This is a genomic window from Streptomyces sp. AJS327, from assembly GCF_013450295.1.
Lineage (GTDB): Bacteria > Actinomycetota > Actinomycetes > Streptomycetales > Streptomycetaceae > Streptomyces.
The window spans coordinates 1,017,781-1,035,567 of record NZ_SKBR01000001.1; the positions used below are offsets into that span (position 1 = coordinate 1,017,781).

9 protein-coding genes and 1 pseudogene are annotated in these 17,787 nt (G+C 73.8%); 5 read left to right on the plus strand and 5 right to left on the minus strand.

What is annotated here, in order from left to right:
• Positions 1 to 131: 131 nt before the first annotated feature.
• Together E0L36_RS27400 and E0L36_RS04090 are read right to left on the minus strand one after the other, a co-directional pair.
• Positions 132 to 1,442, minus strand: coding sequence for a LacI family DNA-binding transcriptional regulator (locus E0L36_RS27400; protein ID WP_308416623.1), 1,311 nt, complete (start codon positions 1,440 to 1,442; stop codon positions 132 to 134).
• Positions 1,443 to 1,467: 25 nt separating this feature from the next.
• Positions 1,468 to 3,063, minus strand: coding sequence for a glycoside hydrolase family 13 protein (locus E0L36_RS04090; protein WP_180927457.1), 1,596 nt, complete (start codon positions 3,061 to 3,063; stop codon positions 1,468 to 1,470).
• A gap of 537 nt (positions 3,064 to 3,600) precedes the next feature.
• Between E0L36_RS04090 and E0L36_RS04095 the strand changes: the two genes are divergently transcribed.
• From E0L36_RS04095 to pulA, 5 genes and pseudogenes are all read left to right on the plus strand, one after another.
• Positions 3,601 to 4,875: an extracellular solute-binding protein gene (locus tag E0L36_RS04095; RefSeq protein WP_180927458.1), complete on the plus strand. Its 1,275-nt coding sequence runs from the start codon at positions 3,601 to 3,603 to the stop codon at positions 4,873 to 4,875.
• 436 nt (positions 4,876 to 5,311) lie between these two features.
• Positions 5,312 to 6,313 carry a carbohydrate ABC transporter permease gene (locus E0L36_RS04100; protein WP_374705506.1) on the plus strand — a complete coding sequence of 334 codons (1,002 nt, stop codon included), beginning with the start codon at positions 5,312 to 5,314 and terminating at the stop codon, positions 6,311 to 6,313.
• A 2-nt stretch (positions 6,314 to 6,315) separates the two neighbouring features.
• Positions 6,316 to 7,215, plus strand: a complete 900-nt coding sequence (locus tag E0L36_RS04105; RefSeq protein ID WP_180927460.1) for a sugar ABC transporter permease — start codon at positions 6,316 to 6,318, stop codon at positions 7,213 to 7,215.
• A gap of 41 nt (positions 7,216 to 7,256) precedes the next feature.
• A complete protein-coding gene (locus tag E0L36_RS04110) occupies positions 7,257 to 8,285 on the plus strand; it encodes a LacI family DNA-binding transcriptional regulator (protein ID WP_180927461.1) in 1,029 nt (342 codons plus the stop codon).
• 568 nt (positions 8,286 to 8,853) lie between these two features.
• Positions 8,854 to 11,499, plus strand: a pseudogene (pulA, locus tag E0L36_RS04115) (pullulanase-type alpha-1,6-glucosidase); the annotation flags it as partial.
• A gap of 240 nt (positions 11,500 to 11,739) precedes the next feature.
• On the opposite strand, the gene E0L36_RS04120 reads toward pulA, so the two are convergent.
• The 3 genes from E0L36_RS04120 to E0L36_RS04130 form a co-directional block, all read right to left on the minus strand.
• Positions 11,740 to 12,438, minus strand: coding sequence for a TetR/AcrR family transcriptional regulator (locus E0L36_RS04120; RefSeq protein ID WP_180927463.1), 699 nt, complete (start codon positions 12,436 to 12,438; stop codon positions 11,740 to 11,742).
• A 156-nt stretch (positions 12,439 to 12,594) separates the two neighbouring features.
• Positions 12,595 to 13,695 (minus strand): histidine kinase, encoded by a 1,101-nt coding sequence (locus tag E0L36_RS04125; protein ID WP_180928586.1) that lies wholly within the window; start codon positions 13,693 to 13,695, stop codon positions 12,595 to 12,597.
• Between the two features lie 164 nt (positions 13,696 to 13,859).
• Entirely contained in the window at positions 13,860 to 17,015 is a 3,156-nt protein-coding gene (locus E0L36_RS04130) for an alpha-N-acetylglucosaminidase (RefSeq protein WP_180927464.1), read from the minus strand.
• Positions 17,016 to 17,787: the final 772 nt, after the last annotated feature.

Here is a 17,787-nt window from a genome sequence, read left to right on the forward strand (position 1 = left end):
CCGTGGGGCGACGGGTCCGCGCGGCCGCTCCGTCACCGGTACGGCGGCAGCCCGGAGCCCGTAGGCGGGTGCCGTCGGCCCGTGCCGCCGTACGGCCGTACCACGACCGCGGGGAAGCCGCCGGGCGGCCGTCAGTCGGTGCCCGGGGCGCGGGGCGGGACCGAGGCGGTGGAGCCGCGCACCACCAGTTCGGGCAGGAAGACGAACTCGCTGTGTGGGGGCGGGGTCCCGCCCACCTCCTCCAGCAGCGCCCGCACCGCCGCCTGCCCCATGGCGGTGACCGGCTGCCGGATCGTGGTCAGCGGGGGGTCGGTGAAGGCGATCAGCGGGGAGTCGTCGAAGCCGATGACGGAGACGTCCCCCGGCACGCTCAGCCCGCGCTGCCGGGCGGCCCGGATCGCGCCGAGCGCCATCATGTCGCTGGCGCACACCACCGCGCTGCACCCCCGGTCCAGCAGCGCGGACGCGGCGGCCTGGCCACCCTCCAGGGTGTAGAGGGAGTGCTCGATGTACTCGCCGGGACCGTTCTCCCCCGAGCCCGAGCCCGAGCCCGTGTCCGAGCCCGAGCCCGTGTCCGAGCCCGTGTCCGAGCCCGAGCCCGAGCCCGTGTCCGGGGTGGCGTCCGTCTCCGCGTCGAAGTCCGGGCCGGGGGTTCCCGCTTCCGGCGCGAGGGCGGTGACGGCCGTCGTGGAGCCGGGGGAATCGGCCGGGCCGGGGGCGGCGCTCCCCGCCCCCCGGGCCCGGACGGCGGACTGGCCGCCGCTGTCGGACAGCGCGGGGACGGTGCCCGCCCGCTCCGCCGCGCCCGGGGCGTCCGACCCGGCCCGGACGGCCTCGACGAAGCCCTCGATCTTCCGCTGCACCGGCACGAACCGGCGGGGGCCCAGGGCCAGTCCGATCCGCCGGTGGCCCAGCGAACGGAGGTGGGTGACGGCCAGCCGCATCGCGGCCCGGTCGTCGGCGGAGACGAACGCGCCGCGCACCCGCTCCGAATAGCCGTTGATGAGGACGAACGGCACGCCCTGGCCGCGCAGCCGCGCGTAGCGCCCGGGGTCGGCGGTGGTGTCGGCGTGCAGCCCGGAGACGAAGATGATCCCGGCGACCCCGCGCCCCACCAGCATCTCGGTGAGTTCGTCCTCGGTCGAGCCCCCCGGAGTCTGGGTGGCCAGCACGGGCGTGTAGCCCTGCCGGGTCAGCGCCTGCGCGATGACCTGCGCGAACGCCGGGAATATCGGGTTCTCCAACTCCGGGGTGATCAGACCGACCAGTCCGGCGCTGCGCGCGCGCAGCTTCACGGGGCGCGCGTACCCGAGCAGGTCGAGCGCGGCGAGGACGGACTCGCGGGTGGTCGCGGCGACGCCGGGCTTGCCGTTCAGCACCCGGCTGACCGTGGCCTCGCTGACCCCCGCCTGTGCTGCGATGTCAGCCAACCGTGCGGTCACAGCACCGGACTGTACCCGGAGCCGGTCAGACTGCCCACCACGCGCAGGAGTCGGCGGGCAGCCGGACGCCGCCGTCGCGGAACCCCAGCGGGGCGCTGGAGATCAACGGACGCCCGGGAACGGGGAGTTCGACCTCCTCCGCGCGGGTGTTGAGGGTGCACACCAGGCCCGGCCGGGAGAGCGCCAGCACCCCGTCCGGAGCCTCCCGCCACTTCATCGGGGTGTCGCCGAGCCCGGGCAGCGCGCGGCGCAGCCGCAGCGCGGAGCGGTACAGCTCCAGGGTGGAGTGCGGGTCGCCGCTCTGCGCGGCCACCGACAGCCCGGCCCACTCGTCGGGTTGCGGCAGCCAGCTGCCGCCGGGCCCGAAGCCGTACGGGGCCTGGTCGCCGGACCAGGGCAGCGGGACGCGGCAGCCGTCGCGCTGCCCGTCCTGGCCCTCGCCGCGGAAGAAGGCCGGGTCCCGCCGTACCTCGTCGGGCAGGTCGGTGACCTCGGGCAGCCCGAGTTCCTCGCCCTGGTAGAGGTAGACGGAGCCGGGCAGGGCGAGCAGCAACAGGGCGGCGGCGCGGGCGCGTTCGACGCCGCCCAGCCGGGTGGCGTGCCGCACCACGTCGTGGTTGGAGAGCACCCAGGTGGTGGGGGCGCCGACGGAGGTGGCGGCGGCCATCGACTCCTCGATGACCCGGCGCATCGCCCCGGCGTCCCACGGACAGTCCAGGAAGTGGAAGTTGAACGCCTGGTGCAGTTCGTCCGGGCGGACGTAGAGGGCGAGCCGCTCGGAGCTGGGCGCCCACGCCTCGGCGACGCCGATGCGCTCGGGTCCGTAGGTCTCCAGCAACTTCCTCCAGGAGCGGTGGATTTCGTGCACGCCGTCCTGGTCGAAGAAGGGCAGGCGCTGGGCGCCGATCATGCGGGCCTGTTCCGAGCGCCCGATGTCGGGCAGCCCCTCGGCCTTGACCATGCCGTGCGCCACGTCGATCCGGAAGCCGTCGACGCCCAGGTCGAGCCAGAAGCGGAGGACCGAGTTGAACTCCTCGCGCACCTCTGGGTTCTCCCAGTTGAGGTCGGGTTGCTCGGGCGCGAACAGGTGCAGGTACCAGGCGCCGTCCGGGACGCGGGTCCAGGCCGGGCCGCCGAAGACGGACTCCCAGTCGTTCGGGGGCAGTTCGCCGCTCGGCCCGCGGCCCGGCGCGAAGTGGTAGCGGGCCCGGGCCACCTCGTCGCCCGTGAGCGCCCGCTGGAACCAGACGTGCTGGTCGGAGGTGTGGTTGGGGACGATGTCGACGATGACGCGCAGTCCGATCCGGTGGGCCTCGCGGATCAGCGCCTCGGCGTCCTCCAGGCTGCCGAACCGCGGGTCGACGGAGCGGTAGTCGGCGACGTCGTAGCCGCCGTCCGCCTGCGGCGAGGCGTAGAAGGGCGTCAACCACACGGCGTCCACGCCGAGTTCGGCGAGGTAGGGCAGCCGGTGGCAGACGCCGGGGAGATCGCCGTCGCCGTCGCCGTCGCTGTCGGCGAAGGAGCGCACGTACACCTGGTAGATGACGGCGTCGCGCCACCAGCCGGACGGGGTGGGGTCCGCTGCGGTCGCGGTGTCGTCGTTGACGGCGTGCTGGGTCATGGGTCTTCCCTCGGGTGGTGACCGGCAACAGTCGCGTGGCGCTGAGCGCCACGTCCGCCTCGGCCAGGGCTGGTCGTGGGCGTGGGCCCGGCCCGGGCTGTGGACGCGACGGCGAGGCCCGCGGGATCGGGCCGCTGGGGCATGCCGCCCGTCGGAACGTAGCAGCGCCGGGGGCCCGGTGGAAGGCGACAGCCATGACTTTGCAGAAAATTGCGGCAAGGTCTTTCGCGGCGATGGCGGCGCTGTTACGTTCCTCCGCAGCCGGGAGCCCGCGGGCCCTCCGGCTGGTGAGCCCCGTGGCGGGAGCCGCGCGGACGCCGGGGCCGAGCGACCCCGCGCGCCAACGCGCCCCGCGCGACCGCCCGTTCGGACGGGCGGACCGGGGTACCGCGAGCACGGCACACGGAGCACCGGCGCGCGCGGGGAGTCAGCACCGGCGGGACGGACGTACCGGCGCGCGACGGCGTACCGAGGTTCACCACGGGTCACCGGGGACAGCTGGATCACCGGGGCCATCGAGAAGTGAGGAGCGGGAACATGCGGCGTGGCATAGGCACCACCGCGCTGGTCGCGGCGCTGGCACTGGCGGCGAGCGCCTGCGGCGGAGGCGACTCGGACAGCGGTGACGACGGTGAGATCGCCGGGACCATCACCTACTGGGACACCTCGAACGACGCCGAGAAGGGCAGCTACCGGAAGATCGCCGAGGACTTCGAGAAGAGGCACCCGAAGGTCAAGGTGAAGTACGTCCACGTCAACTTCGGCGACGCCAACCAGAAGTTCAAGAACGCGGCGGGCGGCGGGGAGTCCGGTGGGGCACCCGACGTGATGCGCACCGAGGTGGCCTGGGTGGCCGACTTCGCCAAGCTCGGCTACCTCGCCCCGCTGGAGGGCACCCCCGCGCTGGACCAGGAGTCCGACTACCTCAGGGCGGCGGCGGGCAGCACCCGCTTCGAGGGCAAGACCTACGCCGTGCCCCAGGTGACCGACACCCTCGGGCTGTTCTACAACAAGCGGCTGCTCAAGAAGGCCGGGGTGGACGTGCCCACCTCGGTGAAGGAGCTGAAGAGCGTCGCGAAGCGCATCAAGGACAGGACCGGGGCCACCGCCCTCTACCTGCGCGGCGACGACCCGTACTGGTTCCTGCCCTACCTCTACGGCGAGGGCGGCGACCTGCTGGACACCACCGCGAAGAAGGTCACCATCGACCGGAAGCCCGGGGAGCGCGCCTTCGCCACGATGAAGGACCTGGTGGACTCCAAGGCCGCGGTCACCGACGCCAGCGACGGCCAGGAGAACGGCCTCCGCGCCTTCCAGCGCGGCGAGGTGGCCATGATGGTCAACGGTCCCTGGGACATCGCGGGCGCGCTGAAGGGCAAGGAGTTCAAGGACCGGAAGAACCTCGGCGTCGCCCCGGTCCTCGCGGGCAGCAAGGCCCAGGGCTCCCCGCAGGGTGGCTGGAACCTCTCGGTTTTCGCGGGCACCAAGAACATGCGTACCGCGCAGGAGTTCGCCAAGTACATGAGCTCCGCCAGCGTGCAGAAGCGCACCGCCAGGGAGCTGAGCCTGCTGCCCACCCGGAAGTCGGTCTACCGCGACCCGGAGGTGAGGAAGAACGAGATGGTCGAGTTCTTCAAGCCCGCCGTGGACAAGGCGGTCCAGCGGCCCTGGATCGCCCAGGGCAACTCGCTCTTCGAGCCGATCCGCGTCCAGGTCGACGGGGTGCTGACCGGCGGCAAGTCGCCCAAGGACGCCGCCGGGGACGCGGGGGAGAAGTTCCGGAAGCTGCTCAAGGACGAGGACTACTCCTAGCCTCGCCCGGTACGCGGTACCGCCGGGCGGCCCGACCCCGGGGGAGCCGGGCCGTCCGGCAACTCGCCCGCGCCAGGCCGCCGTTGGACGCCGGGGCCCGTGCGCTCCCCCGTACGCGCCTCGGACGCGGGACCGCCCGCTACCCGGGGCGGCGGTCACCGGGTCGGCCGTGACGACGAGTCGACCTGTCGACGAGTCGGTTGGTGCCGGGCGGCGAGCCCGAGCAGGTTGAGCAGCGTGAGCAGCGTGAGCAAGGAGGAGCGACGGCCGTGGGCCGCGGCGGGCCCCGGGCCCGGAACATCCGCGCGCGGGCGTCGCGACGCGTCAGGACCGGTGGGCGGCGGCCCGCCACGGCAGAAACGGAACATCGATGTCCGGTACACCCGACACACAGGACGCGGGCACCCGCGCCCCGGACGGTGAGCCCCCCAACGCCGTGGCGCGCCACGGTGGTTCCGCACCGCCGACCGCGTCCGGCCGGGCGGCGGCCCGGGGCCGGGCCCCGAAGCGGCGCGGCGGCGCGGGCTCCCTCCTCGCGCGGCACTGGTACGCCTGGGCGATGGTCGCCCCGGTGGTGCTCGTCATCGGGCTCATCATCGGCTACCCGCTGGGCCGTGGCGTCTACCTCTCGCTCACCGACGCCGACGAGGCGAACGTCGAGCGCACCATCGGCGTCAACCACATCCCGGCCACCTACGAGTTCGTCGGGCTGGAGAACTACACCGAGATCCTCTCCGACCCGGTCTTCTGGGAGCGGCTGGCCTGGACCTCGGTGTGGACCGTCGGCTGTGTGGGGCTGACCTTCCTGCTCGGCCTGACGCTCGCCAACATGCTCAACCGCCAGGTGCGCGGGCGCTCCTTCTACCGCGTCGCGATGATCGTCCCGTGGGGCATCCCCGCGTTCGTCTCCGTCTTCGCCTGGAAGATGCTCTTCAACGAGAACAACGGCATCCTCAACAAGGTGCTGGAGGGTGGCGGGGTCGACGGGGTGCCGTGGCTGGGCGATCCGACCTGGGCCAAGCTCGCCGTCATCGCGGTGAACGTCTGGCTGGGCGTGCCCTTCATGATCGTCGCGATGCTCGGCGCCCTCCAGTCGATACCCGGCGAGCTGTACGAGGCCGCCGAGATGGACGGTGCCGGTCCCTGGCAGCGGTTCCGCAACATCACGCTGCCCGGCATCAGCGCGGTCAGCGGCACCGTCGTCCTGCTGAGCACCATCTGGACGTTCAACATGTTCCCGGTGATCTACCTGCTCACCAAGGGGGGACCGGAGGACTCCACCGAGATCCTGGTGACCTACGCCTTCCGGCTCTCGTTCGTCAACAGCCCCCGGGACTTCGCGACCTCCGCGGCCTGGGGCGTCCTGATCCTGCTGCTGCTCACGCTCTTCACGTTGGTCTACCGGCGCGCGCTGCGCCGTCAGGGAGAGGTGTGGTGACGATGCCCGCCCGAACCGCCCGCCCGGCTCCGTCTTCCCGCGCTTCCCGCGGTGCCCGCGCTCCCCGTCCGCGCGGCCCCCGCGACCGGGGGCGGCTGGCCTCCGTCGGGCTGCACGCCGCGCTGGTCACCGGCACCGCCGTGGCCCTCTTCCCGGTGCTGTGGCTGCTGGTCACCTCGTTCAAGCCGGAGGAGAACTCTTTCTCCACCGCGCTGCTCGACGGGTTCACGCTGCGCAACTACGACCACGTGCTCAACGAGACGAAGTTCCTCACCTGGTTCGGCAACTCCCTGGTCGTGGTCCTCGGCACCACCCTCGTCGGGGTGTTCATCGCCTCCACCACGGGCTACGCGCTCAGCCGCTTCCGCTTCCCCGGGATGCGCCCGCTGATGTGGACGCTGCTGATCACCCAGATGTTCCCGATGGCGGTGCTGATCGTCCCGCTCTACAACACCATGGCGACGATGGGCCTGCTCAACCAGCCTGTCGGGCTGATCGTCACCTATCTGACGGTGGCGGTGCCCTTCTGCGCCTGGATGATGAAGGGCTTCTTCGACACCATCCCGGCCAGCATCGACGAGTCCGGCCGGGTCGACGGACTCAACCCCTTCGGCGTCTTCTGGCGGCTCATCCTGCCGCTGGCCAAGCCGGGGCTCGCGGTCACCGGCTTCTACACCTTTGTGACGGCATGGGCCGAAGTCGCCTACGCTACGGCCTTCATGACGGGTGAGGAGAACCTCACGCTCGCGGGTGGTCTCCAGACCTTCGTCAACCGGTACGGCTCGGACTGGGGCGCCATGACCGCGGCGGCCGTCATCATCGCCGTGCCCGCCGGGCTGGTCTTCGGCTTCGCCCAGCGGCACCTGGTGTCCGGCCTGACAGCGGGGGCGATCAAGTCCTGAGGGGCGTTCCACCCCTCCGTACACCTCAACCCAGGGACGACATGAGCACCGATCTTCCGACCGCGCGTCTGGCCGACCTCGCCGCCCAGGCCGAGGTGAGCGAGGCGACCGTCAGCCGCGTGCTCAACGGCAAGGCGGGCGTCGCCGCCGGTACGCGGCAGCGGGTGCTGGCGGCGCTGGACCTGCTCGGCTACGAGCGGCCCACGCGGGTGCGGCAACGCAGCGCCGGGCTGGTCGGGTTGGTCATCCCCGAGCTGACCAACCCGATCTTCCCGGCCTTCGCGCAGGTCATCGAGCAGGCGCTCTCGGGTTACGGCTACACCCCGGTGCTCGGCACCCAGATGCCCGGCGGGGCCACCGAGGACGAACTCGTCGAGCAGCTGGTGGAACGCGGGGTCACCGGGATCATCTTCCTCTCCGGGCTACACGCCGACCTGTCCGCCGACCCCGGCCGGTACGACCGACTCGCGGGCCGGGGCGTCCCGTTCGTGCTGATCAACGGCTACAACGAGCGGATCACCGCGCCCTTCGTCTCCCCGGACGACCGGGCGGCGGCCGCCATGGCCGTCCGGCACCTGCGGGATCTGGGGCACGAGCGGATCGGACTGGCCGTCGGCCCCAGCCGGTTCGTGCCCACCCGGCGCAAGACCGAGGGGTTCCTCGCCGCGTTGGGCGTGCCCGAGGGGCAGGAGGCGGAGGCCGAGGCGCCGGTGCGCAACACCCTGTTCACCGTGGAGGGCGGGCACGCCGCCGCCGGGGCGCTGCTGGACTCCGGCCGCACCGGCATCGTCTGCGGCAGCGACCTGATGGCGCTGGGCGCGGTGCGCGCGGTCCGGCAGCGCGGTCTGCGGGTGCCGGAGGACGTCTCGGTCGTCGGGTACGACGACTCCGAGCTGAACGCCTTCACCGACCCGCCGTTGACCACGATCCGCCAGCCGGTCCGGGCGATGGCGAACGCCGCCGTGCACACGCTGCTGGAGGAGCTGGCCGGAAGTCCCGTGCACCGTACCGAGTTCGTCTTCCAGCCGGAGCTCGTGGTGCGCGGCTCCACCGCCCAGGCCAAACGCTGACCGAGGGCCCGGCCCCCGAACCCGGAACCCGGAGCCTCAGAGTCCCCTTCCCGTCCCGAGGGTGCCGCCGCCCGGCGCCCGTGCGCCGCGTCGCGCGACTGCCCCCGTATCGCGGCGCGTTGGGGCGTGGCGCGGCGTCGCGGGGTGCCGCCGCGCGGTTCCGGAACCGCGCGGGAGCGGGAGGCGGGGCGTGCGTGCGGCGCGGCGCGGCTGTGTGGAACGCCCCAACTCCCCGCTGCGCAAAGGCTTCCACAACTTTCTGCAAGCTGTTACGTTCCTCATCACTCCGGCCCGGCCGACCGGGGTCCGACAGCCGGGCCCTACGCGCCCGGTCGGCCGGGTCGGACCCGCCGGGAGGAGAAGCGCCGTGCGTGGAGCGGTACCAGAGGAACAGCGGGAACGGGACGAACAGCCAAGGCACGACCGCCGGTTGGGGCCAGACGGCAGACTCGCGCGGCTCGCGCGGGCGGTCCGCCGGGAGCCGCGCGTGCCGGGCGCGGTTCGCGGGGCGCCGCGCTGGCGCCCGGCCTGGCTCGCGGCGCTGCTCTCCGGCGCCCTGCTGGCCACCCTGGCCGGGGCGGCACCGGCGGGTGCCGGTCCCGCGCGGGCCGTCGCGGACGACCTCGACCCGCGCACCGCGAAGGCGCAGTGGATCGACGGCCGTACCGTCGCCTGGCCCAAGGGGCTGGGCGACCGCGCGGACCGGCACCGGCTGGTGTACAGCCGCACCGGCGGGCTCGGCGTCTCGGACGGTCAACTGACCGGTGAGGGCGAGGAGTTGCCGCTGAGCCGGGTCCCGGGCGGGCTCACCGAGGAGCAGCGGGCCGCCCACCCCCACCTCTCCGGCTACCACGCCTACCGGCTCGCCGCCGAGGACGCGGACCGGGTGCGCGGGGCGCTGCGCGGCCAGGTGCTGGCGGTCGCGGGCGACGACGCGGGGGAGCGGCTGTCGGCCGCCACCGGCGTGCAGATCCCGGGCGTGCTGGACGCGCTGTACGCGCCGCGAGCCACCCGGGCGGCGCTTGGCCCGGTCTTCAGCGGGGAGCGCGTCACCCTCTCCGTCTGGGCGCCGACGGCCGTGCGGGTCGCCGTTGAGGTGGACGGCGAAGTGGTGCCGATGCGCCGCTCGGCGGCGAGCGGGGTGTGGCGGGCGACCGGCCGGTGGAAGGACGCCACCTACCGCTACCACGTCACCGTCTGGGCGCCCGAGGCCCAGCGGATCGTCACGAACCGGGTGACCGACCCCTACTCCACCGCTCTCACCGCCAACTCCCGGCGCAGCGTGGCCACTGACCTCTCCGATCCCGAACTCGCCCCGCCCGGCTGGGAGAAGCTGGCCGGGCCCGGCGGCAAACCGAAGGCGGTTCCGGCACGCGACGCGCGGATACAGGAGCTGCACGTCCGGGACTTCTCCGCGAACGACGACACCGCCCAGCACCCCGGCACCTACCGGGCGTTCACCCAGCGGGACTCGGACGGCACGCGGCAGCTGCGGCGGCTGGCCGAGGCGGGCACCTCGTACGTCCACCTGCTGCCCGCCTTCGACTTCGGGACCGTCCCGGAGCGCCGGGAGGACCAGGAGACGCCCGACTGCGACCTTGCGGGGGAGGCGCCCGACTCCCCGGCGCAGCAGGAGTGCGTGGCGGGAACCGCCGGGAAGGACGCCTTCAACTGGGGCTACGACCCGGTCCACTACACCGTCCCCGAGGGCTCGTACGCCACCGACCCCGAAGGGCCCACGCGTACCCGGGAGTTCCGCGAGATGGTCGGCGGGCTGGCCGACTCGGGGCTGCGCACCGTCATGGACGTCGTCTACAACCACACGGTGGCGAGCGGGCAGGACCCCCGCTCGGTGCTGGACCGGATCGTGCCCGGCTACTACCACCGGCTGCTGGAGGACGGCTCGGTCGCGGACTCCACCTGCTGCCCCAACACCGCCCCCGAACACGCCATGATGGGCAAGCTGACGGTCGACTCGGTGGTCACCTGGGCGCGGGAGTACGGCGTGGACGGCTTCCGCTTCGACCTGATGGGGCACCACCCGAAGGCCAACATCCTCGCGGTCCGCGCCGCGCTGGACGAACTGACCCTGGAGAAGGACGGGGTGGACGGCTCCGCCGTGCTGCTCTACGGCGAGGGCTGGAACTTCGGGGAGGTCGCCGACGACGCCCGCTTCGAGCAGGCCACCCAGCGGAACATGGCGGGCACCGGCGTCGCGACCTTCTCCGACCGGGCCCGGGACGCGGTGCGCGGCGGCGGCCCGTTCGACGAGGACCCCCGGGTGCAGGGCTTCGCCAGCGGCCTCTACACCGACCCCAACTCCTCGCCCGCCAACGGAAGTCGGCAGGAGCAGCGGGACCGGCTCCGGCTCTACCAGGACCAGGTCAAACTGGGGCTCAGCGGCAACCTGGCGGACTACACCTTCGTCGACCACACCGGCCGCCGCGTCCGGGGCTCCGAGGTCGACTACGGCGGCCAGCCCGCCGGGTACGCCGCCGACCCCGGAGACGCCCTCGCCTACGTCGACGCGCACGACAACGAGACGCTGTACGACGCGCTGGCCTACAAGCTGCCGCGCGCCACCCAGCCCGCCGACCGCGCCCGCGCGCAGGTGCTCGCCATGGCCACCGCCGCGCTGTCCCAGGGGCCCGCCCTCTCCCACGCCGGATCCGAACTGCTGCGCTCGAAGTCCCTGGACCGCAACTCCTACGACTCGGGCGACTGGTTCAACCCGCTGAACTGGGACTGCCGCAAGGGCAACGGCTTCGGCCGGGGGCTGCCGCCCGCCGCCGACAACGAGGCGGCGTGGCCCTACGCCCGGCCGATCCTGCCCAGCCCCGCGCTCCGGCCCGGCTGCGCGGAGATCCGCTGGGCCGACGGCGCCTACCGCGACCTGCTGCGCCTGCGCGCCTCCGAACCCGCCTTCAGCCAGCCGACGACGGAGGCGGTGCGGCGGGAGCTGTCTTTCCCGCTGTCCGGCCCGGAGGAGACCCCCGGCGTGATCACCGCCCGGCTCGGCCCGCTGGTGCTGGTGTTCAACGCCACCCCGGAGCGCCAGGACCAGCGGGTACCCGAGCTGGACGGGAAGCGGTACGCGCTCCACCCCGTACAGGCGTCCGGCTCCGACGAGACGGTCAAGCGCTCTGCGTACGACGCGGATTCGGGGACCTTTTCCGTCCCGGCGCGTTCCGTCGCCGTCTTCACCAGCGACTGAACCACCGCTCCTCCGCCAACCCGCCCCGGGGCGGCTGTCGTTACCCTCCCCGGGACGGCGTCCGCCCCGTCGGCGTGCCCGGAGCACGGGAAGTACCGGACGCCCCGCGGTCGTTGGGCGTACGACATGCGGTTCGCCGGGTATCCGGGAGGGAGCTGGGCAGTCGCCGGGTGGGCCCAGGCGGGGCGTGCCCCACCAGCGGCGCGCCCCAAGAGGACAGCAGCTGGGGGGAGTTGGCGGTCAGGACGGCTGGGGCACCAGGACCAGCAGCCGCGAGGCCAGCTCCGCGAGCGGGCCGTCCGCCGGCTCCCCGGCCATGACGCGCCGCACCACGGCGGCGGTCTCCTCGTCGTACCCGGCGGTCACCGTGGCCAGCGCCATGAAGTCGTGGACCAGCTGGAGTTCCAGCTCGGCCCGGGGCAGGGACCGGTCCTCCAGCCAGGTCAGCGCGGTCGTCTCGGCCAGGCCCACCCAGGAGCGGATGACCAGCGCGAGCCGTGGGCCGGGCGCGCGCACGCCGAGGTGCGTGAGGATGTGCCCGTAGGCCGCCCGCCGCACCTCGTCGATGACGGCCGTGGCCCGCTCCGAACCGGCCGCCGAACCACCGCGCATCAGCGCGGTGAAGCCCGGCCCGTGCTCGTCGACGAAGTCGAAGTACCGGGTCATCACGCGCTGGAGGCGCGCCCCCAGCGGCCCCTCCCGGGGCTCGACGAACCGGGCGGACAGTTCGTCGGCGGCACGTCGCACCGCGGCCTCGTAGAGGCTGTGCTTGCCGGGGAAGTAGTGGTAGACGAGGGGGCGCGAGATCCCGGCGGCGGAGGCGATGTCGTCGATCGAGACGTCCTCCGGGGAGCGCTGGCTGAACAACTCCAGTGCGACGGCGATGAGTTGCTCCCGCCGCTCCTCCACACCCATCCTGCGGCGCGCCCCTGTCGTCATGGCTCCCACCCTACGGGCCGTGAGCGTTGGGCAGGGGGTTGCACGTGGTAACGGCGCGAAGTGACCGTTACCACGCGTAGCAGTGCGCGGCGGCCCCGGCGCCGGTACCGCGCGCCGTCGCCCCGAGAAGCCAACACCCGCCCGTCCAGGGCCGGTTCACGTCCCCGGTGCGGGCAGCACCGACGCCGGGATCTCCATGGTGACGAGGGTGGGGCCGCCAGGCGGGCTGCTGACGGCGAGGATGCCGTCGAACTGGCCCAGCCGCCTCTCGATCCCGGCCATCCCGGAACCGGCGGTCAGGTCCGCGCCACCCCGCCCGTCGTCGGTCACCGCGATCCGCAGCATGTCCCCCTCGTCGGTCCGTGCCCCCCGGACGTCCAGCCACACGGTGCGCGCCCGCGCGTGCTTGGCGGCGTTCGTCAGCACCTCGCAGACGGCGAAGTACGCGGCCGACTCCACCGGTTCGGGATACCGGCCGGACAGCTCCACGTCGACCTCCACCGGAACCGGCATGCGCAGGGCGAGGGCGCGGACGGCGTCGGGCAGTCCGCGTTCGGCCAGGACCGGGGGGTGGATGCCGCGCACCAGGTCCCGCAGCTCGGTCAGCGCCTCCGCCGAGTTCCGCCGCGCCTGCGCGATCAGTTCCTTGGCCCGCGCCGGATCCTTCTCCACCAGCGCCTCGATCGTCCCCAGACTCATTCCCATCGCCACCAGCCGCGCCTGCGCCCCGTCATGCAGATCCCGCTCGATACGCCGCAACTCCGAGGCCGAACTGTCCACCGCGTCATGCCGCGACGCGTACAACCGCTCCACCCGCTCCGCCAGCAACGCCTCCCGCGTCGGCGCCAACAGCGCACGCGTCAGCTGGAAGTTGACGGGCAGCAGGGGCGGCAGCAGCGCGGTGACGAAGCCGCCCACCACGTCCACCGGCAGCCACAGAAGGTCACGCCAGGTGGCCGGGTCCCTCAGCAGCAGCACACACCGCTCCACCTGCCCCACCGGACCGTTCCGCAGATCGCGCGGCCAGCGGCGGTACGGCTCCGCGATGGGCACCCCGCCCCAGCGCAGCGCCAGCCGCCGCCGCCCGTTGGCGTACCCGCGCAGCGCCCGCTGCACCGGCGGGGTGAGGAACACCCCCATCCCGAGCGGGATCAGCACCAGCCCCACCAGCGACAGCAGGAACAGCACCGTGGAACAGACCAGCGAGCCCACGGCCAGCACCGGCCCCCGCACCACCGAGAGCAGCGCCCGGCGCAGCGGACTCTCCCCACCGGCCCGCCCGGTCCGCTGGGCCCGCGCGGGCCCGGGCACCCCGGACCGCCCGAACGGGTCGACCCGTTCGCCGGGGATCGTCTCCGCCACCGCTCCTCCACTCACCCTGACCACCCGGCCCAGTCACCCGAGCCGGGCCCGTGCGCCGCTCAGCCCACGCGGCCCCGCCAGTCAGTGAAGTCGACGGTGCCCCGGGCCCCGGAGCCGCCGCCAGCCGCCGTCATGAACAGCCCCGCGTCCTGCGCCGCCGCGGCGCCCCGCGCCGGCACGGTGGCGACAGTACGCCAGGTCGCCCCGGAGTCCTGGGACAGCTCTCCCCGCCAGGAACCCCCGGCCCGCGAGAGTCGCAGCGTCACCGGCGCCCGCACCCCGCTGATCCGCTGGTAGCTGTCCAGCGCCCCGTCCCCGTCCGCGTCGTGGGCGAGGACGACGCCGTTGGCCGGGGTCACCGCGAGGTTCACGAAGCCCGCCTTCCGCCCGCTCGCCCCCGACCGACCGCCCGCCCCCGCCTTCCGCCCCGTCCCACCGGCGAGCGTGTTCCGGGCGACGAGACCGGCCCGCGCCCACGGCCCCGTCGCCGGCTGCCGGAGCACCGTCACCGTGACCGCGTCACCCTCGCCCAGCGCCCCCTCCCGGAAGACCGTGCCGAACTCCGCGGTCTTCCCCCACAGATCGGCGCCGCCCCCGTCGATCGCGAACCGGTCGCCCAGCTGACCGAAGACCGCCTCGTTCGAGGTCGCCGTCAGCAGCCCGGCGTCCAGCGGACCCGCGACGAACAGCCGCCCCGGCCGCCGCTCCCGCACCCTCGTGCCGCCCTCCGGCCCGTACCCCACCGCGAGTTCGTAGGACAGCGGCACCAGCGGCTCCCGCACCGGCTCCCGGGGCGCCCGCACCTCCCAGCGCGCCGTGGCCCGCGCCCCCGGCTCCACCCCCGGCACGGTGGTGGGCCCGTCCGGCCGAGCCTCCACCGAACCGGTCAGCGCGAAGTCGACGGCGCCGGTCGCCCGCAGCCCGTTCTCGTTCCGGAAGGTCACCGTCAGCTCGGCGGCGCCCCCCGGCTCCAGCGTCTCCGGCTCCACCCCGACCTCGACGCTCCCCTGGAACGGCGCCTTCGCGAGCACGTCCCGCACCCGCAGCGCCGTACCGTACGGATCGCTCACCGCCCGCAGCGGATAGGAGTTCCGCTCCCGCGTCCAGCGCTCCTCGCGCGCGTACCAGTCGAACGCGGCCGGTTTCCGCTGCTCCACCAGCGCGTCCTCCAGCTCCTCCAGGTAGGCGCGCCACTGCGGCAGATGCACCTCCCCGATCAGCCCCTGCCAGTCGCGGTTGGCGTAGTTCGCCAGCCGCCCCCCGTTCGCCGTCTCCCGGTCCCCCCACGTGGTGACCAGCACCCGCGCGGTGCGCTCCAACTGGTCCCGCTCCGCCGCCCCGCTCCCCGCCCGGCGGGCCTGCTCCAGCCAGGGCCCGAGCTGGAACGCCGGATGCGCCCCGCTCATCTCGTCACTCAGCCGCATCAGCCGCAGCCACAGCGTCGACAGCGCCCGGAAGGCCGGCAGGTCCTCCCGCTCGAACGCCGACCGCAGCTGACCGATCAGCAGCCAGGACCGGTTGGCGAGCGCCTGCCGCGCGGTGTCCGTCAGATCGTGCCGGTAGGCGTCGCTGTCCCGCAGCTCCGGCCGCACCCGAAGCAGCCCCTCCAGCGCCCCGTCGAAGGTCGGCAGGTCGAACGCGGGCGTGTGGGTGGCGTAGTGCGCGCCGGACCGCGCCGTCAGCGAGGGCCGGGCGGCGAACACGCTGTCGTGCGGACGGCCGTCCCGGCTGGCGATCTCGTACGCGCTCGTACGCAGCGCCGTCACCGCCGCCTCCGCGCCCGGATCGTCCGCCCCGTACCGGAAGCGCGCGTACCCCTCGAACCAGCGGGTCCGGTCCACCGCCTCCTGACGCCACGCCAGCTCGCTGAACAGCTCCCACGCCGCCGGGTCGCGGTGCGTGGCCTCCGGCATGTACGCGGTACCCACCAGCTTGCTGCCCGGCCGGTCCCGCCACCGCGCGAACCGCTCGGCCCACATGTGCGTCCGGGCGCCGATCGTCGTGCGCCCACCGAAGTTGGGGATGGTGCCGAAGGCGTACGGCACCCCGGAGAAGTCCCGCTCCCGGTCGGTGATCCGCGCCAGATCGGAGAGGCCGTCGACGATCAGCATCCGCTCCGGATGCGCCAGCCCCGCCAGCAACTCCGGACGCGGGTTGCGCTGCCAGCCCAGGATCACCCAGGTCGCCCCCGGCAGCGCCCGCTGGAGCGCCCCCTCCACCGCCCGGGCCGCGTCCGGCACCGGCACCTCACCAGGTCGCCCACCCTCGTGCAGCAGATCCATCTTGACGTGCTCGACGGCGCCGAACAGCGCCCGCTGATGCCGGTAGTACGCGGCGGCCACCGCGCGGAACAGCGCGGTGCGCGGATCGAGCCACGCGGGCCGCCGGAAGCCGTGCCACCGCCCCTGCGGCACCGTGCGCGCCCCCGGATTCCGCTCGGCGAAGTCCTCCGGAACGGTCCCGAAGTAGCCCGGCAGCACCGGCGCGATACCCAGCTCCCGCATCCGCTCCACGATCCGGCGGCCCAGCGCGGTCCGGCGCGCCAGCAGCTCCCGGCCGACCGGCCCGCCGTACTCCGCCAGGTTCTGCAACAGCCACCACGGCTGATGACTCGGCGCCGGCAGCCACCGCAGACTCTCCTCCTCGCGGTAGCCGAACTCCCGCAGCAACAGCGGATAGACCGCCTCCTGACCGGCCGTCACCAGCGCCGCGTTACAGCCGTGCAGGGCGAGGACGTCCAGGAAGTGCTCCCAGTGCGCCCAGTCGGCGTAGGGCGCGGTGTACCCGTCGTGGGTGTCGTTCAGCGCGAACCGCACGGGCACGGTGGCCTTCCGCTCCTCCCGCGCCGCCGGGGCCGGCAGCTGCCGCGGCAGCCGCGGCCGCGAGCCCGACCACGAGACGTGCGCCCCGCAGCTGTACTTCAGATACCAGTGCACGCCGGTCAGCAGGGTGCCCGCGGTACTGCCCGCGATCTCCACCCGCCCCGCGTCGCCGGCCACCCGGAAGCGCTCCGCCCCCTCCAGCGGACTCAGCCGGAACTGCTCGGCGTGGTCCGGGACCAGCCGCCGCAGCGCCGCCTCCGCCGCGGTGACGAAGGAGGCCGCCGGAGCGCCCCGTTCACTCGCCATGGCCCGGGTGTGCCCGTCGCCCAGCGCCGCTCCCGCGCCCAGCGCTCCGGCGGCGCCGAGGAGCGCGCGTCTGCCCATACCGCTCATCTGTTCCCACCATTCTTCCGAGTCTCCCAAATCCCGATCTGTTCCGTACGATCCGTCTCGGCCTCGTTCCGGACCGCGACCGCAACGCCCCCGTAGCCCGACCGCGCCGCTCCCCGCCCGCCCGGGCCCCGGTTCGTCACCGCCTCGCCGCACGGCGCCCCGGGGAGCCCAACGACGGCGCCCCGACGGCAGACCGTCATGACCGAACGAGAACGAACGCGACCGCACGAGACCGAGCCCCGCCGGAACCGACCGGACGAGAACCCGGCAGGTCAGGAATCAGACCGCACGAGACCGGAACGGGCGCCAGAAGCGGAAGCGGCAGCGGCGCCGGAAGCGACGGGAGCGGAGAGCGCGCCAGTGACCGCAGCGGAGGACGTCCGGACCGGCGGCGGACGGAACCGGCGCCGGACCCCGACGAGACGCACCGGGCCAGGCGCAGGGGAGAGAGGAGGGAGAGGAGGGAGAGGTGCGCGGCGCGACCGGAGGGGACGAAGTATGGGAAGAGGCCGCGCCACGACCGGCCACGACCGGACGCGCCCGGGCCAGACGAGAAAGGAGAAGGAGAAGAGGGGAAAGGGAGAAGAGAGGGAAAGACGGAAAAGGGGGGAAAAGGGAGAGAAAGGGAGAGGGCGGGGAAAGGGAAGCCCGTGGTGGGACCGGGTCGGACCGGAACGAGACCGGACCGGAACGAGGCCGGGTCAGACCGGACGAGGGCGGGGGGAGAGAGACCGGGGACACCGGGGGAAGAGGGCGGGCCGGGGAGACCCGG

What these genes read in the sequence shown, in the direction of transcription:
- E0L36_RS04105 (WP_180927460.1), top strand. Translation starts at nt 6,316, where the DNA reads ATGCCCGCCCGAACCGCCCGCCCGGCTCCGTCTTCCCGCGCTTCCCGC.
- E0L36_RS04095 (WP_180927458.1), top strand. Translation starts at nt 3,601, where the DNA reads ATGCGGCGTGGCATAGGCACCACCGCGCTGGTCGCGGCGCTGGCACTG.
- E0L36_RS04130 (WP_180927464.1), bottom strand. Translation starts at nt 17,015, where the DNA reads ATGAGCGGTATGGGCAGACGCGCGCTCCTCGGCGCCGCCGGAGCGCTG.
- E0L36_RS04110 (WP_180927461.1), top strand. Translation starts at nt 7,257, where the DNA reads ATGAGCACCGATCTTCCGACCGCGCGTCTGGCCGACCTCGCCGCCCAG.
- E0L36_RS04120 (WP_180927463.1), bottom strand. Translation starts at nt 12,438, where the DNA reads ATGACGACAGGGGCGCGCCGCAGGATGGGTGTGGAGGAGCGGCGGGAG.
- E0L36_RS04090 (WP_180927457.1), bottom strand. Translation starts at nt 3,063, where the DNA reads ATGACCCAGCACGCCGTCAACGACGACACCGCGACCGCAGCGGACCCC.